This window comes from Micromonospora parva, from assembly GCF_040649675.1.
In the GTDB taxonomy this organism is placed as follows: domain Bacteria; phylum Actinomycetota; class Actinomycetes; order Mycobacteriales; family Micromonosporaceae; genus Micromonospora; species Micromonospora parva.
Genome location: NZ_JBEZFX010000012.1, coordinates 194588 through 215898 on the forward strand (window position 1 = coordinate 194588; position 21311 = coordinate 215898).

General features: G+C 71.8%; 21 protein-coding genes. 8 read left to right on the forward strand and 13 right to left on the reverse strand.

Translation table 11 applies throughout. The annotated features are described in order from the left end of the window. Positions 1–106 precede the first annotated feature (106 nt). Entirely contained in the window at positions 107–1186 is a 1080-nt protein-coding gene (sepH, locus tag AB0C03_RS27330) for a septation protein SepH (RefSeq protein ID WP_030329624.1), read from the forward strand. Between the two features lie 54 nt (positions 1187–1240). Here sepH and AB0C03_RS27335 read toward each other — a convergent pair whose 3' ends face one another. Together AB0C03_RS27335 and AB0C03_RS27340 are read right to left on the reverse strand one after the other, a co-directional pair. Continuing rightward, positions 1241–2062 (reverse strand): alpha/beta hydrolase, encoded by an 822-nt coding sequence (locus tag AB0C03_RS27335; RefSeq protein ID WP_357639742.1) that lies wholly within the window; start codon positions 2060–2062, stop codon positions 1241–1243. Between the two features lie 49 nt (positions 2063–2111). Next, positions 2112–2777, reverse strand: coding sequence for a DUF4097 family beta strand repeat-containing protein (locus tag AB0C03_RS27340; protein ID WP_210860756.1), 666 nt, complete (start codon positions 2775–2777; stop codon positions 2112–2114). A gap of 236 nt (positions 2778–3013) precedes the next feature. Between AB0C03_RS27340 and AB0C03_RS32365 the strand changes: the two genes are divergently transcribed. Further along, positions 3014–3772 carry a helix-turn-helix domain-containing protein gene (locus tag AB0C03_RS32365; protein ID WP_030329630.1) on the forward strand — a complete coding sequence of 253 codons (759 nt, stop codon included), beginning with the start codon at positions 3014–3016 and terminating at the stop codon, positions 3770–3772. Here the strand turns inward: AB0C03_RS32365 and thpR are convergent. The 5 genes from thpR to AB0C03_RS27375 all read right to left on the reverse strand — a co-directional run bounded on the left by thpR (position 3742) and on the right by AB0C03_RS27375 (position 8350). Next, entirely contained in the window at positions 3742–4320 is a 579-nt protein-coding gene (gene thpR / locus AB0C03_RS27355) for an RNA 2',3'-cyclic phosphodiesterase (protein WP_030329632.1), read from the reverse strand. The two genes, AB0C03_RS32365 and thpR, sit on opposite strands and share 31 nt — an antisense overlap. 12 nt (positions 4321–4332) lie before the next feature. After that, the gene (locus AB0C03_RS27360) at positions 4333–4842 is read right to left on the reverse strand and encodes a hypothetical protein (protein ID WP_210864964.1); all 510 of its coding nucleotides are present in this window, start codon (positions 4840–4842) and stop codon (positions 4333–4335) included. A 105-nt stretch (positions 4843–4947) separates the two neighbouring features. After that, entirely contained in the window at positions 4948–6231 is a 1284-nt protein-coding gene (locus tag AB0C03_RS27365; protein ID WP_357639746.1) for an MFS transporter, read from the reverse strand. Positions 6232–6302: 71 nt separating this feature from the next. Next, complete coding sequence (locus AB0C03_RS27370) at positions 6303–6752, reverse strand: MarR family winged helix-turn-helix transcriptional regulator (protein ID WP_030329638.1); 450 nt, start codon at positions 6750–6752, stop codon at positions 6303–6305. Positions 6753–6871: 119 nt separating this feature from the next. Then, entirely contained in the window at positions 6872–8350 is a 1479-nt protein-coding gene (locus AB0C03_RS27375; protein ID WP_030329640.1) for an NCS2 family permease, read from the reverse strand. A gap of 88 nt (positions 8351–8438) precedes the next feature. On the opposite strand from AB0C03_RS27375, the gene AB0C03_RS27380 reads away from it, so the two are divergent. After that, a complete protein-coding gene (locus AB0C03_RS27380; protein ID WP_357639750.1) occupies positions 8439–8684 on the forward strand; it encodes a DUF2530 domain-containing protein in 246 nt (81 codons plus the stop codon). A gap of 36 nt (positions 8685–8720) precedes the next feature. Here AB0C03_RS27380 and AB0C03_RS27385 read toward each other — a convergent pair whose 3' ends face one another. Beyond that, positions 8721–9560: a DUF3027 domain-containing protein gene (locus tag AB0C03_RS27385; protein ID WP_030329644.1), complete on the reverse strand. Its 840-nt coding sequence runs from the start codon at positions 9558–9560 to the stop codon at positions 8721–8723. Between the two features lie 88 nt (positions 9561–9648). On the opposite strand from AB0C03_RS27385, the gene AB0C03_RS27390 reads away from it, so the two are divergent. Next, complete coding sequence (locus AB0C03_RS27390; protein ID WP_030329646.1) at positions 9649–11250, forward strand: MFS transporter; 1602 nt, start codon at positions 9649–9651, stop codon at positions 11248–11250. Continuing rightward, positions 11247–11897, forward strand: a complete 651-nt coding sequence (locus AB0C03_RS27395) for a futalosine hydrolase (RefSeq protein WP_030329648.1) — start codon at positions 11247–11249, stop codon at positions 11895–11897. The genes AB0C03_RS27390 and AB0C03_RS27395 overlap by 4 nt, the downstream gene beginning before the upstream one ends. Positions 11898–11909: 12 nt before the next feature. Here the strand turns inward: AB0C03_RS27395 and AB0C03_RS27400 are convergent, their stop codons facing one another. Then, complete coding sequence (locus tag AB0C03_RS27400) at positions 11910–12815, reverse strand: helix-turn-helix domain-containing protein (RefSeq protein ID WP_357639753.1); 906 nt, start codon at positions 12813–12815, stop codon at positions 11910–11912. Positions 12816–13444: 629 nt separating this feature from the next. Here AB0C03_RS27400 and AB0C03_RS27405 point away from each other — a divergent pair. Then, positions 13445–14293, forward strand: coding sequence for a 1,4-dihydroxy-6-naphtoate synthase (locus AB0C03_RS27405; protein WP_030329650.1), 849 nt, complete (start codon positions 13445–13447; stop codon positions 14291–14293). On the opposite strand, the gene AB0C03_RS27410 is transcribed toward AB0C03_RS27405, so the two are convergent. Together AB0C03_RS27410 and AB0C03_RS27415 are read right to left on the reverse strand one after the other, a co-directional pair. Then, positions 14254–14640: a cold-shock protein gene (locus tag AB0C03_RS27410; protein ID WP_030329652.1), complete on the reverse strand. Its 387-nt coding sequence runs from the start codon at positions 14638–14640 to the stop codon at positions 14254–14256. The genes AB0C03_RS27405 and AB0C03_RS27410 overlap by 40 nt on opposite strands. 27 nt (positions 14641–14667) lie before the next feature. After that, a complete protein-coding gene (locus tag AB0C03_RS27415) occupies positions 14668–15291 on the reverse strand; it encodes an HAD family hydrolase (RefSeq protein ID WP_357639757.1) in 624 nt (207 codons plus the stop codon). 83 nt (positions 15292–15374) lie between these two features. On the opposite strand from AB0C03_RS27415, the gene AB0C03_RS27420 reads away from it, so the two are divergent. After that, on the forward strand, positions 15375–17858 hold the full coding sequence (locus tag AB0C03_RS27420) for a helicase-associated domain-containing protein (RefSeq protein WP_357639760.1): 2484 nt from the start codon (positions 15375–15377) through the stop codon (positions 17856–17858). A gap of 31 nt (positions 17859–17889) precedes the next feature. On the opposite strand, the gene AB0C03_RS27425 is transcribed toward AB0C03_RS27420, so the two are convergent. Next, positions 17890–18126 carry a hypothetical protein gene (locus tag AB0C03_RS27425; RefSeq protein ID WP_030329658.1) on the reverse strand — a complete coding sequence of 79 codons (237 nt, stop codon included), beginning with the start codon at positions 18124–18126 and terminating at the stop codon, positions 17890–17892. Positions 18127–18223: 97 nt separating this feature from the next. Then, the gene (locus tag AB0C03_RS27430) at positions 18224–19102 is read right to left on the reverse strand and encodes a L,D-transpeptidase family protein (RefSeq protein ID WP_357639763.1); all 879 of its coding nucleotides are present in this window, start codon (positions 19100–19102) and stop codon (positions 18224–18226) included. A gap of 172 nt (positions 19103–19274) precedes the next feature. Here AB0C03_RS27430 and AB0C03_RS27435 point away from each other — a divergent pair, with 172 nt between their 5' ends. Then, positions 19275–20954: a DNA repair helicase XPB gene (locus tag AB0C03_RS27435; protein WP_030329662.1), complete on the forward strand. Its 1680-nt coding sequence runs from the start codon at positions 19275–19277 to the stop codon at positions 20952–20954. The last annotated feature ends 357 nt before the right edge of the window (positions 20955–21311 follow it).

The following is a 21311-nucleotide window of genomic DNA, read 5'->3' on the forward strand; positions in this document are numbered from 1 at the left end:
GGGTGTCGCTTCCCCCACCCCGAGGCAGATGCGCGTACGGTGGTCCGAGACGCCTGGGTGGCCGACTCGTGGCGTGCGGCCAGCGAAGCGGGACGGAGGCAACGCTATGCGCCCAGTACGCTTCGTCGCCCTCTCCGAGGACGGCCATGCCCTGGTTCTCGCCGACGAGGTGGGGCGGCTGCTCGCCCTGCCCATCGACGAACGGATCTCCGGTGCGTTGCACGCCGAGCCCGGTTCGCCGCCGCTCGCGGTGGCACCGACCGCCGCCGACCCGGTTCCGTCTCTGTCTCCTCGGGACATTCAGGCCCGCATCCGCTCCGGTGAGTCCGCGGAGGATGTCGCCCGGATCGCCGGCGTGCCGGTCGACCGGGTGCTGCGCTATGCCGGCCCGGTGCTGCAGGAGCGGGCGATGCTCGCCCAGCACGCCCGCCGCACCCGTCTCAAGGGCGCGGAGAAGCCCACCCCGCTCGCCGAGGTGGTCAACGGCCGGCTGAGCCAGCACGGCATCGACACCGAGAAGATCTCCTGGGACGCGTACCGGCGTGACGACGGCACCTGGCGGATCATCGCCACCTGGCCGTCGGGCAAGGCCACCGCGCAGGCCATCTGGGATCTCGACAAGACCCGGCAGCAGGTCACCCCGCACGACGACATGGCGCAGTACCTGTGCGCGGAGCGGCCCACGCCGATCCTCGGCCAGGAGCCGGCACCGGAGCGGGGCGGGCACGGCCTGCCTGGTCCGTCGCGCGGTGAGCCGAGTCGTGGTGGGCACGGGTTGCCGGCGGCGTCCGAGCACCCGCGCCCGGGCCGCGATCCGATCCGGGCCGGCCGGGACGCCCTGCTCGCGTCGCTGGACCGTCCGCTCGGCGCCTCGTCGGGTCGTGGGCTGGAGCCGCGTACCCCGGCTGCGCTCGCCGGTTCGGACGCGCCCCGGCAGCGGCCGGTCGGTGGGGGTGCCGCCGCCCTGCTCGGCGGTGGCCAGGGGTCGGCCTTCGACGACGATTCGGACGCGCCCAAGGAGGTGCCGGCCGTGCCGTCGCTGGCGGTGCTCCGGCCCCGTCGGACGGGCGCTGCAGCGGCCGCCGGCGGCGAGTCGACCGACGCCAGCGGCAAGCCGCGCAAGCGGCTCCCGAGCTGGGACGACGTGCTCTTCGGCAGCGGCCCGGCCGCCCGCGAATCCTCCTGACGCCGCGCGGTGACGGGTGACCTCGCGTCACCCGTCACCGCGCGCGTTCGGTCCTCACCGACTGTCTGCGGCGCCTTCGCGGTGCGGCGCGGCGACCAGGCGTACGGCATCGGCCACGGCCCGGAAGTCCTTCTTGAGAATCGCGCCGTGATTGCTGGCGACCTTCGCGCCGATAGTGATGTTCGGGTTGCGGGCGATCACCGCGTCGAGGCTGGCCCGGATCTTTTCCTGCTCGTCACCGCGACTGCCGAGGGACCTTCCCGAGGCGACCACGTACCGCACCGGGACGGTGATGGCGTCCAGCACCGGGCCCAGCGCCCGCTCGCGGGAGAGTTCGCCCAGCTCGATGTTGCTGTTCGCCATCTGGTCGGCGTTCATCCGTGGGGTCAGGCCGGTCGGGCGCAGCAGGGGCATGAACAGGTTCATCCGGCGGAACAGCGTGCGGATCCGTTGCGCCGTGGCCTCGTCGAGCCAGTCGTGCGGGAACGCGCCGTCGACGAGGACCGCGCCCAGGGCGCGCTCCGGATTCCGGTGGGCCCAGTGCGCCCCGACGACCGCTCCGTAGGACCAGCCCACCAGTAGCACCCGGTCGACGTTCCGGGCCGAGAGCACGGCGTCGACGTCCCGGACGACTGCCTCGAAGGAGTAGTCCGCCGAACGCTTCGACTTCTTGCCGCGGGCCCGCTCGTCGTAGGTGATGTGGCGGAATCCGGTGCCGAGGTCGGCGATGACCCGCCGCCAGTAACCCTGGGTGGCGAACTGGCCGTTGAGGTAGACCACGGGGATGCCGGTGCCGCCGGTGTCGGTGACAGCAAGGGCCGTGTCGTCGACCGGCACCATGCCGGTCCACGTCGAACTGGTGTTAGGGATCGTCATGTCTGCACTCCTGGTCGCGTGGAAGGTCGGGTGGAAGGTCGGGTGCGACTCAGAGGCTGCGGGCGGTGATGTCGCCGTAAGAGGTGGTGGCGCGGATGTCGAGCGCGGTGGTGCCGTCGTTCTTGAGGCCGTTGCTGACGCGGCCGAAGCCGGTGCCGGCATCCAGGGCGGCCGAGACGCCGGTGGCGGCGACGACCGAGATGTCGCCGGACTGGGTACGGAGCACGACCGTGCCGTGCACGGCCTCGGCGATCCGGATGTCACCCCTCGCGGTGCTGATCTCGGCGGGGCCATTGAGCCGGCCGACCTCGACGTCGCCGTCGATCGCGGTGAGGCGGACGCTCGCGGCTTCATCGATCTTGATCTGGCGGTACGCCCCTTCGAAGGCGACGTCCCCTAGACGCCCGACGCTACGGAGTTCGGCGCTGGCGGACGTGCCGTCGATGCGGGAGCCGGCGGGCATCTGAACGGTGACCTCCAGGGATCCGGACGGACCGAAGAGCGGGTTGCCCGGGTCCGCCGTCGTGATCCGCAGGACGCCGTCGGCATAGGCGACGGCGGTCTGCTCGGCGGCTCTGGCGTCGCGGCTCTTGGCGGGGTCAGCCGGACGGACCTCGACGGTGGTGTCGGCCCGGTGTGCGGCGATGAGCTGGATGCGTCCGGCGGGGATGTTCAGGATGGCGGAGATCGGGGCGGGGGTGTCGAACTTCTGCATGGCGCTCTCCCGTGCGTGGCCGTTGTTTCTGATATTTGAAACGCTACGTTGCTTTCCAAAATCCGGCAACGACTTCGTTGCGTAGGGCAGGCATTTTCGCAGCTAGACCGCACACAATCATTGCAATGGACGACGAAGTAACGCAACGCCTGAACGCCGCGCCATTGCAATGAGAAGGGAGTGAACGCTACCGTGGGGGCAGCGAACGCCGTTGCCGGATCACCAAGGAGACAGCGATGCCCGGAGGCAGGCTCAGCCAGCAGGAACGCCAGCAAATCGCGTCCGGGCTGGCCGACAGCCTCCCCTACGCGGAGATCGCCCGGCGCCTCGACCGTCCCACCTCGACGATCACGCGTGAGGTGATGCGCAACGGTGGCCCCACCGCCTACCGCGCCGACCTGGCGCACCGGGCCACCGAACGTCGCGCGCACCGGCGCAGCCCGTCCTCGTCGCGGGGGGCCGAGTCGGCACCCCAACCGCACGGGCGGGACGCCCGGGCCGTCGCCGAATACGAGGAGACGTTCACCACGGTCCTCATGACCTCGGGTCTGAACCGGATGGCGGCCCGGGTGCTGACCTGTCTGTACACCACCGACTCGGGCAGCCTCACCGCGTCCGAGCTCGCCCGGCACCTCCAGGTGAGCCCAGCGTCCATCTCCAAGGCGATCGCCTTCCTGGAGAGCCAGAGCCTCGTCCGGCGGCACCGCGACGAACGCCGCCGCGACCTCTACGTCGTCGACGACGAGCTCTTCTACCAGGCGACGATCGCCAGCGCCCGGGCCAACGACCAGCTCGTCGAGACCGCACGCCAGGGCGTCGCTGTCCTCGGTGCGCACACCCCCGCCGCAGCCAGGCTGGAGAACATCGCCCGCTTCCTCGACTTCATGAGCGAGAGCATCACCCGCGCCGCCGAACAGGCCCGCGAGGTCCTGCACACCAGACCGGCCACAGCCACGCCCCAGGATCAGAGCGGCCAGGCGGCGATCCGTTCGTAGCGCGGCGGGGTGCCGAGGTGGCTGCGCACGAGTAGCAGCTCGAGCACCGGCCATGGTGGACCTCGATATCCGTCCAGGCTGGCCCGGTCGGCCTCGACGTCCGCCGGGGGCATCCGGTCGCCGGGCCGGGCGACGGTCAGGTGCGGGCGGAACGGCTTCTCGTCGTGCGGTAGCCGGGCGTTCCGCAGCCGCGACCGGACCAACCCCGCCAGGTCGTGCAGCGCCTGCATGTCTCCCCGCAGGTCCACCCAGAGCACCGTGGACCGGCCCCGACCGAACCGGCCACCGCCACCGAGGCTCAACCGGGGTACGGCGTCGCGGCCGTCGCGGAACGACTCGGCGGCCAATCCGAGCGCGCTCTCCACCTCGACCAGCCGGTCGGACCCGACCTCGCCGAGGAACGCCAGGGTGAGGTGCAGATGGGCCGGATCGGCGAGCCGGACATTGCTGCCGGCCGCAGCCGCCACGCCGACACGCAGCCGGGCAACCTGCGCGCCGAGGTGGTTGACCGCCTCGACGGACGGGTGGACCGCGACGAAGAGCCGCAACCGCCGCGTCTCTCAGCGGTGCCGTTGCCGGTGCCCGGCCCGGGCCGCCGGCAGGGCCAGCCCGGCGGCGTGCAGCACGCCCTCCACCCGGACCCGCTCGATCTCCTGGTCGACGCCCTCCAGCTCGGCGAGGTGTTCGGCGACGCCGAGGGCACGGCAGGCGCGGCGAAGCCGGTCGTCGTACGCCTGCAGCAGCGCGCTGTGCCAGACCATCGACCGGCCCGCGCCACCGATCCGCTGACCGCCGAGCCGGCGCAGGTCGGCGGCGAGCTGCTCCAGCGGCCGGCGGTCATCGCTGTCGAACGCACTGAGGTCGATGTCCCGGGTCAGCGCGTCGGCCTCGACGGCCCGGTCGAGGCGGGCGATGGTGCGTTTCTCCCGTCGGCGCTCACGCCACTCGGACCAGCCGCAGACCACCCGGTCGACGATCTCGTCGTAACAGAAGAGCAGGGCGAATGCCGCCGGCAAGGTGGCCACGGCGAGGAACGCCAGGGCCAGCATCAGCGCGCGTCCGACACCCACGTATCGACGCTAAGCCCCGACGTGCCACCCCGCCAGCGATTTGGCCGCATCCGCGCGATCCGCGCAACCGGACGCGGCCCGCCCAGCTCGGGCGCGCGGTAAACCTCAGCAGTCGGTGGAGGTGACGTAGAAGCGGGGCATCGGCAGCACCCGGAAGCGCAGCCGGGCACCGGAGTGGCGCAGCTGCCAGGTGAGGGCGACCAGCGCGGCGGCCAGCGAGATGAGCCCGCCCATCCAGATGCTGGCACCGGCACCGAAGTGCTCAGCGACCCAGCCGATCAGCGGCGCGCCGACCGGGTTGGTCCCCAGGAACACCAGCACCCACAGGGCCATCACCCGACCCCGGAAGGCCGCGTCCACACCCAACTGGACCCGCTGGTTGGCGGCCTGGGCGAAGAAGACCATGAAGAAGCCGGTCGGCACCAGCAGCGCCACGACCAGCCAGTACGTCCCGGCGAAGCCGACCAGGGTGCCGAAGCTGGCGCAGGCGACCGCCGCACCCAGCACCAGCCAGACCGACGGGCGGCTGCGCCGGCCGGTGCCGCTGAGCGCGCCACCGAGCGCGCCGACGGCCAGGGCGGTGCTGAACAGGCCGAAGGACGCGGCCCCGGTGTGGAATACCGTCTTGGCCAGCGCGGCCAGGGTGAGCTGGAAGTTGAACAGCGACATGCCGATCACCGACATGACCGCCATCGGCAGCAGCAGGTCGGGCCGGCGCCAGACGTACCGCAGCCCGTCGACCACCTTCGCGGACGCCCGCTCGTCGCGTGGCAGCAGGGCATCGCGGTGCAGTTCGGCGGTCCGCATCCGGACCACGTTGACCAGCGGCGCGACCGAGCTGAGGGCAGTGAAGAGGAAGACCGGGCCCACGTCGAACGCGGCGATGGCCAGGCCGGCGACGGCCGGGCCGACGATCCGGGCCGAGTTGAACACGGCGGCGTTGAGTGACAGCGCGTTGGGCAGCAGGGGCGTGCCGACCAGTTCGGAGACGAACGCCTGGCGGACCGGGGTCTCCACGGCGTTGGCGGTGCCGAGCAGCGCGGCGAACGCGAAGACGTGCCAGAGCTGCACCAGGTCGGTGAGGACCAGCACTGACATGCCGAGGGCCAGCACGGTCCAGAAGGCGTTCGCGGCGAAGAGCAAGACCCGCTTGTCGTACCGGTCGGCGAGCCGGCCGGAGAAGAGCGTGAGCAGCAGCACCGGGGTGAACTGACACGCGGTGACCACGCCGAGCGCGGTCGCCGAGTTGTCGGACAGATCGAGGACGAGCCAGTCCTGGGCGATGAACATCATCCAGACGCCGATCAGCTTGATCAGCTGCCCGGATGCGAAGAGGCGGTAGTTGCGGACCTGTAGGGACTGGAACATCGTGCTCAGCTTCGCCTGCACTCTTGGTGCGCCTCCTCGGACGTACGCGTCATCGACAGGTGACGGCACGGACCCGGTGGCGCGGGTGCGGCTCAGGCGCGAGCGAGCTGCTGAAGAATCTCGGCGGCCCTCTGCAGGGTCTCCCGTTCGTCCTCGTCGAGTGCGGCCAGCCGGTGGGCCAACCACTCGTCGCGGGCCCGCTCGAACTGGTCGAGCACGGCCTGCGCTCCTTCGGTCGCCGCGAGAATGACCTGCCGTCCGTCGGTCGGATGGGGTGTCCGCTGCACGAGGCCGCGGTCCTCCAACTTCCCGACGATCTTGGTCATCGTCGGCGGCTGCACCCGCTCCACGTCGGCCAGCTCCCGGGGTGTCATCGCGCCCGCCAGCCGCAGGCTGGTGAGCGCGGAGACCTGGGTGACCGTGAGGTCGCCGACCGGCCGGGCCTGTCGGACCCGCCGGTTGAGTCGGGTGATCGCATCACGCAGCTGGGGAGCCAGCTGCGCCGGTGGCACGCGTTTCGCCGTCACCGTCCGCTCCGTCACAGTAGTTAGCTTAACTAATGAGCATGGCTAACGACATCCGTTATGACCAGGCTCACGAGGGGATTCAGATGGTACGGGCGGGGAACCCTGATCGACTCCCCGCCCGGACGCAGCTCGGCTCAGAGCACCAGGGACTCGATCGGCCCCCGCAGGAAGTACAGCACGAAGAGCGCGGCCACCCCGTACAGCAACGGGTGGATCTCCCGGGCCTTACCCCGCGCCAGCTTGACCACGACGAAGGTGATCAGACCAGCGCCGATCCCGTTGGAGATCGAGTAGGTGAACGGCATCAGCACGATGGTGAGGAACGCCGGAATGGCGATCTCGTAGTCGGACCAGTCGATCGTCCGCACCGCGGTCATCATCAGGAAACCGACCACCACGAGGGCCGTCGACGCCGCCTCGAACGGCACGATCACGACCAGCGGCGCCAGGAACATCGCGAGCAGGAAGAGCGCGCCGGTGACCAGGTTGGCCACGCCGGTCCGCGCACCCTCCGCGACACCGGCGGCACTCTCGATGTACGACGTGTTGCTGGAGGTGCTGGCCGCACCGCCGGCCGCCGCGGCGATCGAGTCGACAAGCAGGATCTCCTTGGCCTTCGGCGGAGTGCCCTGCTCGTCGAGCAGACCACCCTCCTGGCCAACCGCGACCATGGTGCCCATGGTGTCGAAGAAGTCCGTGATCAACAGCGTGAAGATGAACATCAGCACGACCAGCCAACCGGCCTTGCCCCACGAGTCCAGCACGTTGAACTTGCCGAGCAGCGACAGGTCCGGCAGGTCGACCACCGTCTTCGGCAGCTCCGGCACGTTCAACGACCAGCCCTTCGGATTGGGCTGACCGTTGACGAACGACGGGCCGATGTTGCCGATCGCCTCCACGATCACCGCGAGCACCGTCGAGGCGAGGATGCCGATCAGGATCGCGCCCTTCACCCGCCGGACCACCAGCACCAGCGTGATCAGCAGACCGACCACGAAGACCAGCATCGGCCAGCTCACCAGCTTGCCGCCGATGCCCAGGCCGACCGGGACGGTGGTGTTGGCGGCGTCCGGGATGCGCCGGACGAAGCCGGCGTCCACCAGACCGATGATGGTCAGGAACAGGCCGATGCCGACCCCGATCGCGGTCTTCATCTGGGTCGGGACCGAGCGGAAGACAGCGGTCCGCAGACCGGTCAGCACCAGCACCGCGATGATCACACCCTCGATCACCACCAGGCCCATCGCGTCGGCCCAGGTCATCTCGGGGGCGATCTCGTACGCCACCAGGGCGTTGACGCCCAGACCGGCGGCGAGCGCCAGCGGGAACCGGCCGACCACACCCATCAGGATGGTCATCAGGCCGGCGACCAGCGCGGTCGCGGCTGCCAGTGCGGGGATCGGGAGGCTCTTGCCGTCACCGTCGACGGCGCCGCCCAGGATCAGCGGGTTGAGCACCACGATGTACGCCATCGTGAAGAAGGTCGCCAGGCCACCGCGTACCTCACGGCTCAGCGTCGAGCCACGGGCGGAGATCTCGAAAAACCGGTCGAAACCGTTACGCGGATGAGCAGGGTTGGGAGGTGTGCCGTTCTCGGGCGGCGCTACGGCCATCAGGTCCTCGCAGGTGATCTTCCGATTGTCGCGCGCATCGTCCCAGATCGTCGGTGGGCAGCGGAAGTACATCCCGTACGCTTGCCGGGTGTCGAACGAGCAGCCACCGCGACCCGCACCACTGGACCCGCCGATGGTGCCGTTCGCGCTCGCCGGGTTGGTCGCGTGGGCGGTGGCCGGGCTGGTCCTGCTGATCTTCTTCCGGGGCTGGCTCACCGACAACGGTCACCAGAACTGGCTCTGGACCTGCCTCGCCGGCTTCCTCTGGGGTTTCCCGGGCCTCGCCGTGATGATGCGCCACGACGCCAACCGACGCCGCCGCCGCGCGAGGTGAGCTGGGCACCGCGCCGGAGCACTCCGGCGCGGTCGATCAGGAGTGCCCGTACGGCTCCGCCGGCTCGGCCGCCTCGACCGAGCCCGGGGCCCGGCTGACCGACATGGCCTCCACCGCGCTGTCGTCGTACACCGTGGGCAGCTCGTCGACAGCGGTCTCCGCCGCCTCGATCAACGTCTCGGAGTGGGCGCCGCAACCGTGATCGGCGCTCACCACCCGGCCGTCGTCGGGTGCGTAGAAGTTGCCGCACGCCCCGAAGGCCTGCCGCATCGCACCGGCCAACGGCAGGTAGAAACCGCAGGTGCCGCAGCGGGCGGCGGACGGGGCGGCGGTCGAGATGGCCGCGGCGGGGCCGTGGTCACCGTCGTACCAGCGCTGCGCCGTGTCGATGCGGCCCTCCCGGGAGAGCACGCGGGCGCGTCCGAGGCCCAACTCCCACGCCGTCTCCTCGACCGCCGGGTCGTCGGAGAGCAGGTAACCGGGGACCAGTCGGTCGTCGTCGGGTGAGGTCGGAAGCAGATCACCCGGGCCCAGGTCGCCCGGCTTGAGCCGCTCCTGCCAGGGCAGCCAGCCGGGCGCGAGCAGCGCGTCCGGGCCGGGCAGCAGGACCGTCTCGCAGATGGTCACCGTCTTGCTGCGCGGCACCCGGGTGACGGTGACCGCCCAGCGCCAACCGCGGTAACCGGCGAGGCGGCATTCGAAGTAGTGGGTGACCAGCCGGTCGCCCTCGGCCACAACCTGCAGGTGATCGCCGACGTCGTCGGCGTCCACCTCGGTGATGCCAGCGCGAGCCACCTCGACGGCGGCGGCGCAGACCTGGTCGAGGCGGGCGGCACGGGTGGAGGCGGGCCTGGTCACCTCACCATTGTTCCCCATGCGCCTCGCAGGGGTGACAGGGACTCCCGGGGAACCTTTCCCAGCGGTGGTGCGGCGTACCCGGATCAGATGGGCGAGGATGGTGCACATGCCGTCGTACTCCCGCTCCGGGCGTTCCGTCCTCGGGCGGACCGTCGGCACCGGCATTCGCGCCGTCCGTCTGCTGCTGCGCGGTTCGGTGGGCAGCGGCCGCTGGGTGACCCGCCGGGCCGGTCGGGCCCGCGCCCGGGGTGCCGGCGGCGAGGTCGGCATGGTTCGCCTGTTCGACCTGCACGCGCTCTCCTGCGCCGGTGACACCCTGATCGCCATCGGCCTGGCCGGCACGATCTTCTTCAACGTGCCGCTCGGCGAGGCCCGCAGCAAGGTCGCGCTCTACCTGCTGGTGACCATGGTTCCGTTCGCGATGCTCGCCCCGGTGGTGGGCCCGCTGCTGGATCATTTCCGACACGGCCGGCGGTACGCCCTGGCCGCGACGATGCTCGGCCGCGCCTTCCTCGCCTGGTTGATCTCCGACTACATCCACGGGTTCGGGCTCTATCCGGCCGCGTTCGGGGTGCTCGCGCTCTCCCGGGCGTACGGTGTGGCCCGCTCCGCGGCGGTGCCCCGGTTGTTGCCGGAGGGTCTCGGCCTGTCCCAGGTGGGCGCCCGGGCCAGCGTCTACGGCACTGTCGCGGGCGCGCTGGTAGCGCCGATCGGATTGGCCGCGTTCTGGTTCGGCCCGCAGTGGCCGCTACGGGTCGCGTCGGTGATCTTCCTGGTCGGCATGGTGATCTCGCTGCGGCTGCCACCGAAGGCCGACTCGGAGCCACCCGAGCGGGTCCCCCGGCCCCTGCGCGCGCTGGGCCGCCGCCGTGGTGACCGGCCACTGGGCCGGGGCCGACCGTCCGGTCGGCTGGTGATCGCCACCCTGATCGGCGCCGCGATGCTCCGCGCGCTCTACGGCTTCCTGCTGCTCTTCCTCGCCTTCGCGATCAAGAAGGGCGACCTGACCACAGTGGTGTTCGGCCGGGACCTGGGTGCCGAGTGGGCGCTGGGCGTCGTCGGCGGCGCGCTCGCGGTCGGCACCTTCCTGGCCACCGCCATCGGCACCCGTCTGCGGATTCACCGCCCGACCGCCATCCAGTCGAGCAGCATGATCATCGTGGCCGGCGTCGCGGTGCTCGCCGTGATCCAGTTCTCGCTGGTGATGGTCGCCCTGCTCTGCCTGGTCGCCGCTCTGGTCAGCGGGGTGGCGAAGCTGGCCGTGGACGCCTCGATCCAGGAGCGCATCCCGGAACGGTTGCGGGCCAGTTCCTTCGCCCACTCCGAGACGGTGCTGATGCTCGCCTTCGTCGCCGGCGGCGGGCTCGGGCTGGTGCCGTTCGACGGTCGGATGGGCATCGCCGTCGCCGCCGGGGTCGGCGTACTGGCCGCGATCCGGGGGGTGCTGGCCGCCGCCCGGCTGCGCGGCGAGAAGCTGGCCGGCCGGCCGCTCGGCGACGACGAGCTGACCGAGGACGAGCCGGCGGACGAGCCCGGGGATTCGGCACCGACCTCACCGGCACCGGCCCAGACCAGCTCCCCGCAGTACGACGACCCGAGCCTCGCCCCGCCGGGCTACCACATCTACCGCCCGTCGTCGGCGGTCGGCGGCCCGGGTGGCGGGGCCGACGACGAGACCCGCCGGGAGTCCCCCGGCTCACTCTCGTGACCGGTCTGCTGGTGGTGACGGCGGTTCCCGCCGAGGCGGACGCGGTCCGCGCCGGGCTGACCGACAGCACCGTGACCGTCGCGCCGATCGGTGTGGGCCCGGCCATCGCCGGTGCCGCCACCGCCCGGCTGTTGGCACTCGCCGAAGCCGCCGGCCGGCCGTACCGCGCGGTGGTCAGCGCCGGTGTGGCCGGCGGCTTCACCGGGCGGGCCGAGGTCGGCGACACGGTGCTCGGCACCGCCAGCATCGCCGCCGACCTGGGTGCCGAGTCGCCCGACGGCTTCATCCCCGTCGACGAGCTGGGCATGCCGCCCGCGCTGCTCGGCGCCGGCAGCAGGGTGTCGGCGGACCCGGGTCTGCTGGCCACGCTGCGGGCCGCTCTTCCGACGGCAACGACCGGGCCGGTGCTGACGGTCAGCACCGTCACCGGCACCAGCGCCGGCACCGACGAGCTGCGCCGGCGGCATCCGGAAGCGGTGGCCGAGGCCATGGAGGGGTACGGCGTGGCGGTCGCCGCCGCGCAGGCCGGGCTGCCCTTCGCCGAACTGCGCACCATCTCCAACCCGATCGGCCCGCGCGACCGGGACGCCTGGCGGCTGCGCGAAGCCCTCGCCGCCCTGACCGCAGCGGCCCCGGCACTGCGCTGACCAGGCCCGCGTTCAGGAAAACCAGCGCTTGCCGGGTTGGCTGAGGCGCAGTGCCGCCGGACGGCGTGCCTCGATCTCGAAGCCGCACGCCAGCAGCAGCTCGGTGCCGAACCCCTCGGCGATGGCGGCCGCGTCGTCGATGCCCGCCTCGCGCATGTCAGCCACCAGCGCGGTGACCAGCCGACGTCCGAGCCCCAACCGCCGATAACGGGGATCAACCAGCACGCCGTCGAGCACCATCTCCCGCTCTGGCATGCCCGGATGCCACTCCCCGAACTCCAGGAACGGGCTGCGCTCGTGGGCCCGCAGTTCACCAACCAGCGCCCCGTCGGGAAGCTCGGCGACGTACCGCCAGGAGGTGGCCGGCAGGTCGCCACCGATCACCCGACGCACCCGCGCAGTCCGTCGGACCTCGGCACCCCACCGTCGGTTGTCGCGGTAACGCCGGTTGCGCTCGTAGGCGGCCGGTGGCAGCGGAAGTGGATACCGCTGGGGCGGCAACCTGTACCACTCCGCCCACCAGGCACCGGGCCAGTCCCGAGGCTCGTGGACCGGCCACACGTCCAGGTGAGCCGGGTAACGGCGGTCTGCCTCGTCCCGCATGTCGTCGTGCGGCACCGGCGTGGGTTCGGTGATGCCGGAGATCGCGGTCGAGGTGCCGATGACCAACTGCCCACCCGCTGCCCGGACGAGACGCTCCACTGTCCGGAATCGGGGATCGGCCGACCGCCCCGACTCGATCCGGGCCAGCGTCGGCTGCGGCACCCCGGACCTCTCGGCCAGCTGCCGCTGACTCAGATCGGCCCGCCGACGCAGAGCGCGCAGCGCCAGGCCAAGCTCGACACCATTGCCCTCGCTGGCGCCATTGCCCCCGTCGGTGCCGTCGCCCCCGTCGGTGTGGTCGCTCGCCTCGGTCACGGACCGATGCTCCCCGCTGGTCAGCGCACTATCAACACCCTCATCGGGACTGTGGATAAAGCTGTGGACAACCCCTCCGGTCGGTGGACGACCTACTCCGCAGACCTCCTTTGGAGCTGAATCGTCTGCGACATCATCACGACCCGCACCACCACGACCCGCACCACCACGACCCGCACCACCACGGCCTGCACCACCACGACCTACATCGCCACGGCCCGCGCCACCACGACCCGCGCCACCACGACCTCCATCACCACGGCCTACATCACGACGACGGCGGAGCGCTGCGGCCCACACCACGACCCCGCACACCGCTGTGGTCGCGCCACGACTTCGGGCCACTCCGGAACACGTCGGCCGCACCAGGACTGCGGGCCCTGCGGCCCCGGGTCCAGCGCGATTCGTTTGCGACATCAGCTCCAAAGGGAGTCCGTGGGAGGTACGGACCCCGCGCCCCGGGCGGATCACCGCCCGCGCTGCTGCCGGGCGGCTGGCCACACTCCCGGTGCCGCCGGCCGTTCGTCGCGGACCTCCCGTCGGCGATCTCCGCCGCCGATCTCCGTCGCGGATCACACTGAGCGGGGTGGGCGCGGGCGGCGAGGCGGGGGCGGGGCTAGCGTGGGGGTGTGGCGCTCTCCCTGGCGATCTCGCCCTGCCCCAACGACACGTTCGTCTTCCACGCGCTGGTGCACGGGCTGGTGCCCGACGCGCCGCCGGTCGAGGTGACGTACGCCGACGTCGACGTCACCAACACGGCGGCCGAGCGGGGCGCGTTCGACCTGGTGAAGGTGAGCTTCGCGGCGCTGCCCTGGCTGCTCGACGACTACCACCTGCTGCCCTGCGGCGGCGCACTCGGTCGCGGGTGCGGCCCGCTGGTGCTCACCCGCGGAGATCGTGACGGCGGACCGGACCGCACCGACCTGACCGGCGCGACGGTGGCGGTGCCGGGCGACCGGACCACCGCGTACCTGCTGTTCCGGCTCTGGTCGGCCGGGCGACCGCCGGCCCGGATCGAGGTGGTCCCGTTCCACGAGATCATGCCGGGCGTGGCGGCGGGTCGCTACGACGCTGGGCTGGTCATCCACGAGGCCCGGTTCACCTACCACCGGCACGGCCTGAGCGCCCTGGTCGACCTCGGCGAATGGTGGGAAACCGACACCGGCCTGCCCATCCCGCTCGGCGCGATCCTGGCCAAGCGTGGCGCGGTCGACCCGGAGGCCGCGGCCGGTTGGATCCGCGAGTCGGTCCGGCAGGCCTGGGCGGACCCGGCGGCCAGCCGGGAGTACGTGCTGGCGCACGCCCAGGAGATGGAGCTCGACGTGGTGGACCGGCACATCGGCCTCTACGTCAACGAGTTCACCGCGGACCTGGGCGAAGCCGGTTTCGCCGCGGTGGCGGCACTGCTCGACCGGGCCGCCACCGCCGGCCTGGTGCCTCAGACCTCCAGCTCGCGGGCCACCGCGTGGACCAGCTGAGCGATCTTCTGCGCGGCCTTCCTGTCCGGGTACCGCCCCCGGCGCAGGTCCGGCTGAACCTTCGCCTCCAGCACCTTGATCATGTCTTCGACCAGGCCGTGCAGTTCCTCGGCCGGTCGACGGCGCAGCTCCGCCATCGACGGCGGCGCGTCCAGCAGCTTGACTCCCATGGCCTGCGCGCCCCGGCGGCTGTCCACCACGCTGAAGTCGACCCGTTGGCCACCCTTGAGGTCGGTGACACCCGCCGGCAGCGCCCCCTTGGGCAGGAACACGTCGCCGCCCTCGTCACTGGTGACGAAGCCGTATCCCTTGGCCGTGTCGTACCACTTCACTCGACCCGTAGGCACCTGAAAACCCCTGCTTCACTTGAGCCGCTACTGCTCCAAGGCTAGCTGGATCATCCCGTCGAGCGCCGCTGGGAATTCGGTGAGCTCGTCCAGCACCAATTCCGCCCCCGCCGCGCGCAGCTCAGCCCGGGAGCACGGGCCGGTCGCGACACCGATGCCGGGCACCCCGGCAGCTGCCGCCGCCGCCATGTCCGCCACGTGGTCACCGACGTAGTGGGTGGCGCCGTGCTCCCGCAGGGCGGTCGCCTTCTGCTCGGCGAACAGGTCGCCGGCCAACTCGTCGACAGTGAGGCCGAGATGGTCCAGGTGCAACCGGGCCAACCGGCCGATCTTGGAGGTGACCACCAGCACCCGGCCACCCCGGTCCCGGATCGCGTCGATGGCCTCCCGGGCACCGGGCAGCAGGAGCGTCGGCGTGATCGCGTACGCCGGGTACAGCTCGCGGTACACCCGTACGGCCGACTCGACCTGCTCCGGCGGGAACCAGTGCGCGATCTCGGTACGCAGCGGCGGCCCCAGCCGGGACACCGCCAGCTCGGCGTCGACCGGCACACCGGTCCTCGCGGTCAGCGCCCGGTACGCCGCGGCGATGCCGGGGCGGGAGTCCACCAGGGTCATGTCGAGGTCGAATCCGACGGTCAGTGCGGGCATGTCGAGAAACGTACCGGCTACTCCCGGTCGGCCGGACGTCCGAGGGGCGCGGAAGCCCGATGCCGGGCTAGCGTGGAAAGACGATGACCACCTCACTCGCCGACCACCTGCGGTCGCTGCCCGACGAGTCACTGGCCGCGCTCCTCCAGCTGCGGCCCGACCTCGTCGTGCCCGTGCCGGCCGATGTCTCCGCCCTGGCCATCCGGGCCCAGTCCCGGGTCTCCGTGGCCCGCGCGCTGGACGGGCTGGACCAGTTCACCCTCCAGATCCTCGACGCCGCCCGCCTCACCCGGAACCCGGACGACGCCACCACGGCCACCGACACCGTGCTCGCGATGGCGACCGGCGGGCCGCAGCCGCCGGCTCCGACGGCCGTCCGGGCCGCCGTGGGCCGACTGCGTGCGCTCTTCCTGCTGTACGGCCCGGAGCACGCGCTCCAGGTGGTGCCCGCCGTCGACGAGGTGTCCCCGTACCCCGCCGGGCTCGGCCGGCCGGCTGCGGAGCTGGACCCGCGCACGGCAGCGCTCTGCGCGGACCCGGCGAAACTCCGACGGACGGTGCTCGCCGCCCCACCCTCGGCCCGGGCGATCCTGGACCGGTTGGCGGCCGGCCCACCGGTCGGCAGCGTTCCGCCGGGAGCGTTGCAGGCGCCGCCGCTCGGTACGGAGGACCCGGTCCTCTCCGACCCCACCAACGGGGGTGCCCCGACCGGCTCCCCGGTGCGGTGGCTCGTCGACAACCGGCTGCTGGTCCCCGTGACGACCGGCTCGTCCACGGCCAGCGGAACTGTGGAGCTGCCCCGCGAGGTCGGCCTGCTGCTGCGCCGCGACACCGGCCCGCTCGGGCCCCTGCGCACCAGCCCACCGCCGGTGGCCGCCGCACCGCGGGAGCCGAAGGCTGTCGACTCGGCCGGGGCCGGGCAGACCATGGAGGTGGTCCGGAACACCGAAGGGCTGCTGGAGCAACTCGCCGACGAGCCCGCGCCGGTGCTGCGTTCGGGTGGCATCGGTGTGCGGGATCTGCGCCGGTTGGCGCGCACCGCCGGGCTGGACGAACCGACCACCGCGCTGCTGCTGGAGGTCGCGTACGCGGCGGGGCTCGCCGGTGAGCTGGAGATACCCGGGTCGGCCACCGGCCGGTACGGGGCGGACCAGCAGGTGCTGCCGACCGGCGGGTACGAGGTGTGGCGAGCCGCCTCACTGGCCCAACGGTGGGAGCAGCTCGCCCGAGCGTGGCTGACCATGACCCGGCAGGTGGGGCTGGTCGGCCGCCGGGACGACCGGGACCGCCCGATCGCCGCGCTCTCCGCCGAGGCCGAACGGGCCGGCGTGCCGGCCACCCGACGGGCGGTGCTGGGCGTACTCGCCGATCTGGAACCGGCCACCGCACCCACCCCGCAGGAGGTGCAGGACCTGCTGGACTGGCGGGCTCCGCGCCGCAGCCGGGGCCGGGACGCCGCCCACCGGGAGGTGCTGGCCGAGGCCGCGCAGCTGGGCGTGACGGGGTTGGGGGCGCTCACCACGTACGGTCGGCTGCTGCTGGGTGACCTGACGTCGACCGACGAGCGGACCGACGACCCGCTGGGCGTGCACGCGGACATCGAGAGCGGTGACCCGTCCAGTGCCGCCCGGGCGCTGGACGCGTTGCTGCCCGCACCGGTCGACCACTTCCTGGTGCAGGCCGACCTGACCGTGGTGGTGCCCGGCCCACCCGAGCCGGCGCTCGCCGCCGAACTGGAGGCGATGACCGAACTGGAGTCGGCCGGTGGGGCCAGCGTGCACCGGGTCACCACGGCGAGCGTGCGACGGGCACTGGATTCCGGCTACACCGCCGACGACCTGCACGACGTGTTCCGGCGCCGGTCACGTACCCCGGTGCCGCAGGGGCTCACCTACCTGATCGACGACGTGGCCCGTAAGCACGGCGGGCTGCGGGTCGGCCTGGCCGGGGCGTACCTGCGCAGCGACGACGAGACGCTGATCAGCGAGGTGCTGGCCGACCGGCGACTGGAGTCGTTGGCGTTGCGCCGGCTGGCGCCGACGGTGCTGTGCACGCAGTACCAGGTTGGCCGGTTGCTGGGCGCGCTTCGCGACGCCGGGTACGCGCCGGTGCAGGAGGACGGCACCGGCAGCACCGTGCTGGCCCGGCCGCGCATCCGGCGGGCCCCGCCCCGGGTGTCGGTGACCAGTCGTACGACCGATCCGCTGGCCGCCCCGAAGCTGCCCATGCCCCGGCTGCTCGGCGTGGTGGAGCACATCCGGCGGGGCGACGCGGCGGCGCGGGCGGCCCGACGCGCACCGGCGGTGGTGCGCGGCGGTGCTCCGGGGTTGGGCGGCGGTCCAGTGCCGGCGCACACCCACAGTGAGGCCCTGGCGGTGCTCCAGCAGGCGGTCCGGGACAAGGCGCTGGTCTGGGTCGGTTACGTCGACGCGCACGGGGCGACCGCGTCGCGCCTGCTCAAACCGGTTTCGATCGGTGCCGGCTACCTGCGGGCCGAGGATGAGCGGACCGAGATGCTGCACACGTTCGCGTTGCACCGGATCACCGCGGCGGTGGTGGCGGACTGACCGACGGCGCCGTCGCGCGGGGCGCTGTCGGTCAGCGGCGGCTCCGGCGCACGGTGCCGATCACCGAGATGACCAGCAGCAGCGCGAAGCCGGCGCCGGCGGCCTCCCCGACCGAGTCGATGAAGCCCTGCTGGAGCACCAGCCAGCCGAAGAGGAACCACCCGAGCAGGAGCGTCGCCGCGACGGCGTACGCGATCACGGTCGCTCGGGACACCTCGTCCGGTGCTGCTTGCTCATGCTCCGCGATCACGTCATGGTCGACCGTCATGCCCAGCCTCCCCGCCCGGTCCGGCCCTGGACTCCAAGAGTGACACTCGAGAGTCCGGTCGGACAGGGGGTCACCGCCGCATTTCGCTGCGTGTCGCTCAGGTGCCGGGGCGGCGGCCGACCAGCACCACCCGGGTGCCGACCTTGCCGAGTTCCCACATCCGGACGGCGTCGGCGTGCAGCAGATTGACGCAGCCGTGCGAGCCGATCGACTTCTCGTGCAGGTAGGTGGTGGTCTCGTGGAAGCCCATCCCCTGGGTGAAGTGCTGCCAGTACGGCAGCCACACCTCGTACGGATCGGACCATTCCTTGGGGTTGCGGTAGTTGACGGTGTAGGTGCCGGCCGGGGTGCGGTAGCCGGACATGCCGGTGCGGGTCACCGTCGGCGCCATGATCACTTTGCCGGCGCGGAGCGCCCAGACGGTCTGTCGGGTCAGGTCCACGCAGAACGTGGTGCCCGTGCCACCCTTGCAGCGGGCCGGGTCGGTGGTGGCGAGGCGCTGGGCCACGTCGAGGGTGGTCGGCCCGGCGCGACCCTCGACGGGGCGAATGCCGTACCTCTTCTGGAACTTCTTGATCGCCGCGCAGTCGGCGGCGGACTGCCGGCCGTCAACGGTCACCGCCCCGAACCCACCCAACCGGGCCAGGTAGGTCTCCACCGCGCGCTGGTGCTGGCCCTGGGGGCAGCCGGCGACGGTCGGCGTACCGCTGGGGGTCGGCTTGGTCGTGCTCGTGCGGGTCGGCTTCGGCGTGGGTTTCCGGGAGGGTTTCGGGGTGGCTACGGCCGACGTGGACGGGCCGTGCTGGTCCGGCCGGGGCGTGTCGCTCGCCCCCGTTGCCCGTTCTGCCGCACCGGCTGGGGCGGCTCCCCCGCCACCACTCCCACCGGACTGCGGCTCGAACGCGCACGCACCCGCGCCGACCAGCACGACCACCACGAGGGCGAGCAGCCGGGAAGTGGTCCGAAAGTGCTTCATGGAGCCTCCCCTGACAATCGTCCCCTTCTTAGACGTTCGTGAGTGCCATCACGGTTGCGGCGGGTGCGCATCTTTCTTCCGGCGTCCCGCATCGTGCAACACTGGATGGTCGGCCAGCGGCGGGTATGCGACCCGTTCCGGCCGGACGGCCAACCGAGGAGAGGACGCTGGCGTGAGCGGTGGACCACTGATCGTGCAGTCGGACAAGACCCTGCTGCTGGAGATCGACCACCCCGACGCGCAGGCCTGCCGGATGGCGATTGCGCCGTTCGCGGAGCTGGAACGCTCGCCGGAGCACGTGCACACCTACCGACTGACCCCGCTGGGCCTGTGGAACGCCCGCGCGGCAGGGCACGACGCCGAGGGTGTCGTCGACTCGCTGATCAAGTACTCCCGCTATCCGGTGCCGCACGCCCTGCTGGTGGACGTGGCCGAGACGATGGACCGGTACGGCCGGTTGCAGCTCGCCAACGACCCGGCGTACGGGCTGGTGCTGCGCGCACTGGACCGGCTGGTGCTGATCGAGGTGGCCAAGAGCAAGAAGCTCGCCGGGATGCTCGGCGACAAGATCGACGATGACACCATCCGGGTGCATCCGTCCGAGCGGGGCCGACTCAAGCAGGCGCTGCTGAAGCTGGGTTGGCCGGCGGAGGACCTGGCCGGTTACGTCGACGGTGAGGCGCACCCGATCGAGTTGGCCGAGGCCGGCAAGGACGGGCGCAAGCCGTTCACGCTGCGGTCGTACCAGCGGGAAGCCGTCGAGGCGTTCTGGGCCGGCGGGTCGGGGGTGGTGGTGCTGCCGTGCGGCGCCGGCAAGACCCTGGTCGGCGCGGCGGCGATGGCCGAGGCGAAGGCGACGACGCTGATCCTGGTGACCAACACGGTGGCGGGACGGCAGTGGAAGCGGGAGCTGATCGCCCGCACCTCGTTGACCGAGGAGGAGATCGGCGAGTACTCGGGCGAGCGCAAGGAGATCCGCCCGGTCACCATCGCCACGTACCAGGTGCTCACCTCGCGGCGCGGCGGCGCGTTCACCCACCTGGACCTGTTCGGGGCCCGCGACTGGGGCCTGGTCGTCTACGACGAGGTGCACCTGCTGCCCGCGCCGATCTTCCGGTTCACCGCGGACCTCCAGGCCCGCCGCCGGCTGGGCCTGACGGCGACCCTGGTACGTGAGGACGGCCGCGAGGGTGACGTGTTCAGCCTCATCGGCCCGAAGCGGTACGACGCGCCGTGGAAGGACATCGAGTCGCAGGGCTGGATCGCCCCGGCTGAGTGCACCGAGGTACGGGTGACCCTGACCGACGCGGAGCGGATGTCGTACGCGACAGCGGAGGCCGAGGAGCGCTACCGGATGGCGGCGACCGCCCGCACCAAGCTGCCGGTGGTGAAGGCGCTTGTCGACCGGCACCCGGAGGACCAGGTGTTGGTGATCGGCGCGTACATCGACCAGTTGCACCAGCTCGGCGAGTACCTCGACGCGCCGATCATCCAGGGCTCGACCACGAACAAGGAGCGGGAGCGGCTCTTCGACGCGTTCCGCACCGGGGAGATCCGCACGTTGGTGATCTCGAAGGTCGGGAACTTCTCCATCGACCTGCCCGAGGCGGCGGTGGCGATTCAGGTGTCCGGGACGTTCGGGTCACGCCAGGAGGAGGCGCAGCGCCTGGGCCGGGTGCTCCGGCCGAAGGCCGACGGCCGGCAGGCGCACTTCTACACAGTGGTGTCCCGGGACACGATCGACACGGAGTACGCGGCCCACCGGCAACGCTTCCTCGCCGAGCAGGGGTACGCGTACACGATCGTCGACGCCGACGACGTCCTCGGCCCGTCCCTGCCGTCCTTCGACTGATTCGGCGCAGCGCGGCCTTGATCGACTCGGTTTTCAGGAAGTCGCGGTGTCCGGGGCAGGTTGATGCCCCGGTTTCGCCGAACCCGAGTCGGTCACCGCGTTGCCTGCGGGGCAGCGCCAGGGGGCAACGTACCTCTCGCGCTCACTTTGGAGCTGATGCCGTGAACGAATCAGCCGCCACGGCCCCTGCCGCCCACGCCCCCGCGCCCGAGTAACACCCACCACCCCACCCCACCCCATCCGCGCGGTGATCAAGAAGTTTGCGTCACCGTCGAGCCGATCGGTTAGGCAAAAATCGTTATAAACACGGTGGGCCGGGTTAACCCCGGTAGGGCGGGGTACAACCGGTGGGTGGGG

Coding starts and splice junctions, on each gene's coding strand:
- AB0C03_RS27335 (WP_357639742.1), bottom strand. CDS start 2,062: ATGACGATCCCTAACACCAGTTCGACGTGGACCGGCATGGTGCCGGTC.
- AB0C03_RS27415 (WP_357639757.1), bottom strand. CDS start 15,291: ATGCCCGCACTGACCGTCGGATTCGACCTCGACATGACCCTGGTGGAC.
- AB0C03_RS27390 (WP_030329646.1), top strand. CDS start 9,649: ATGCCGTCGTACTCCCGCTCCGGGCGTTCCGTCCTCGGGCGGACCGTC.
- AB0C03_RS27340 (WP_210860756.1), bottom strand. CDS start 2,777: ATGCAGAAGTTCGACACCCCCGCCCCGATCTCCGCCATCCTGAACATC.
- sepH (WP_030329624.1), top strand. CDS start 107: ATGCGCCCAGTACGCTTCGTCGCCCTCTCCGAGGACGGCCATGCCCTG.
- AB0C03_RS27385 (WP_030329644.1), bottom strand. CDS start 9,560: ATGGGGAACAATGGTGAGGTGACCAGGCCCGCCTCCACCCGTGCCGCC.
- AB0C03_RS27425 (WP_030329658.1), bottom strand. CDS start 18,126: ATGACGGTCGACCATGACGTGATCGCGGAGCATGAGCAAGCAGCACCG.
- AB0C03_RS27430 (WP_357639763.1), bottom strand. CDS start 19,102: ATGAAGCACTTTCGGACCACTTCCCGGCTGCTCGCCCTCGTGGTGGTC.
- AB0C03_RS27420 (WP_357639760.1), top strand. CDS start 15,375: ATGACCACCTCACTCGCCGACCACCTGCGGTCGCTGCCCGACGAGTCA.
- AB0C03_RS32365 (WP_030329630.1), top strand. CDS start 3,014: ATGCCCGGAGGCAGGCTCAGCCAGCAGGAACGCCAGCAAATCGCGTCC.
- AB0C03_RS27375 (WP_030329640.1), bottom strand. CDS start 8,350: ATGGCCGTAGCGCCGCCCGAGAACGGCACACCTCCCAACCCTGCTCAT.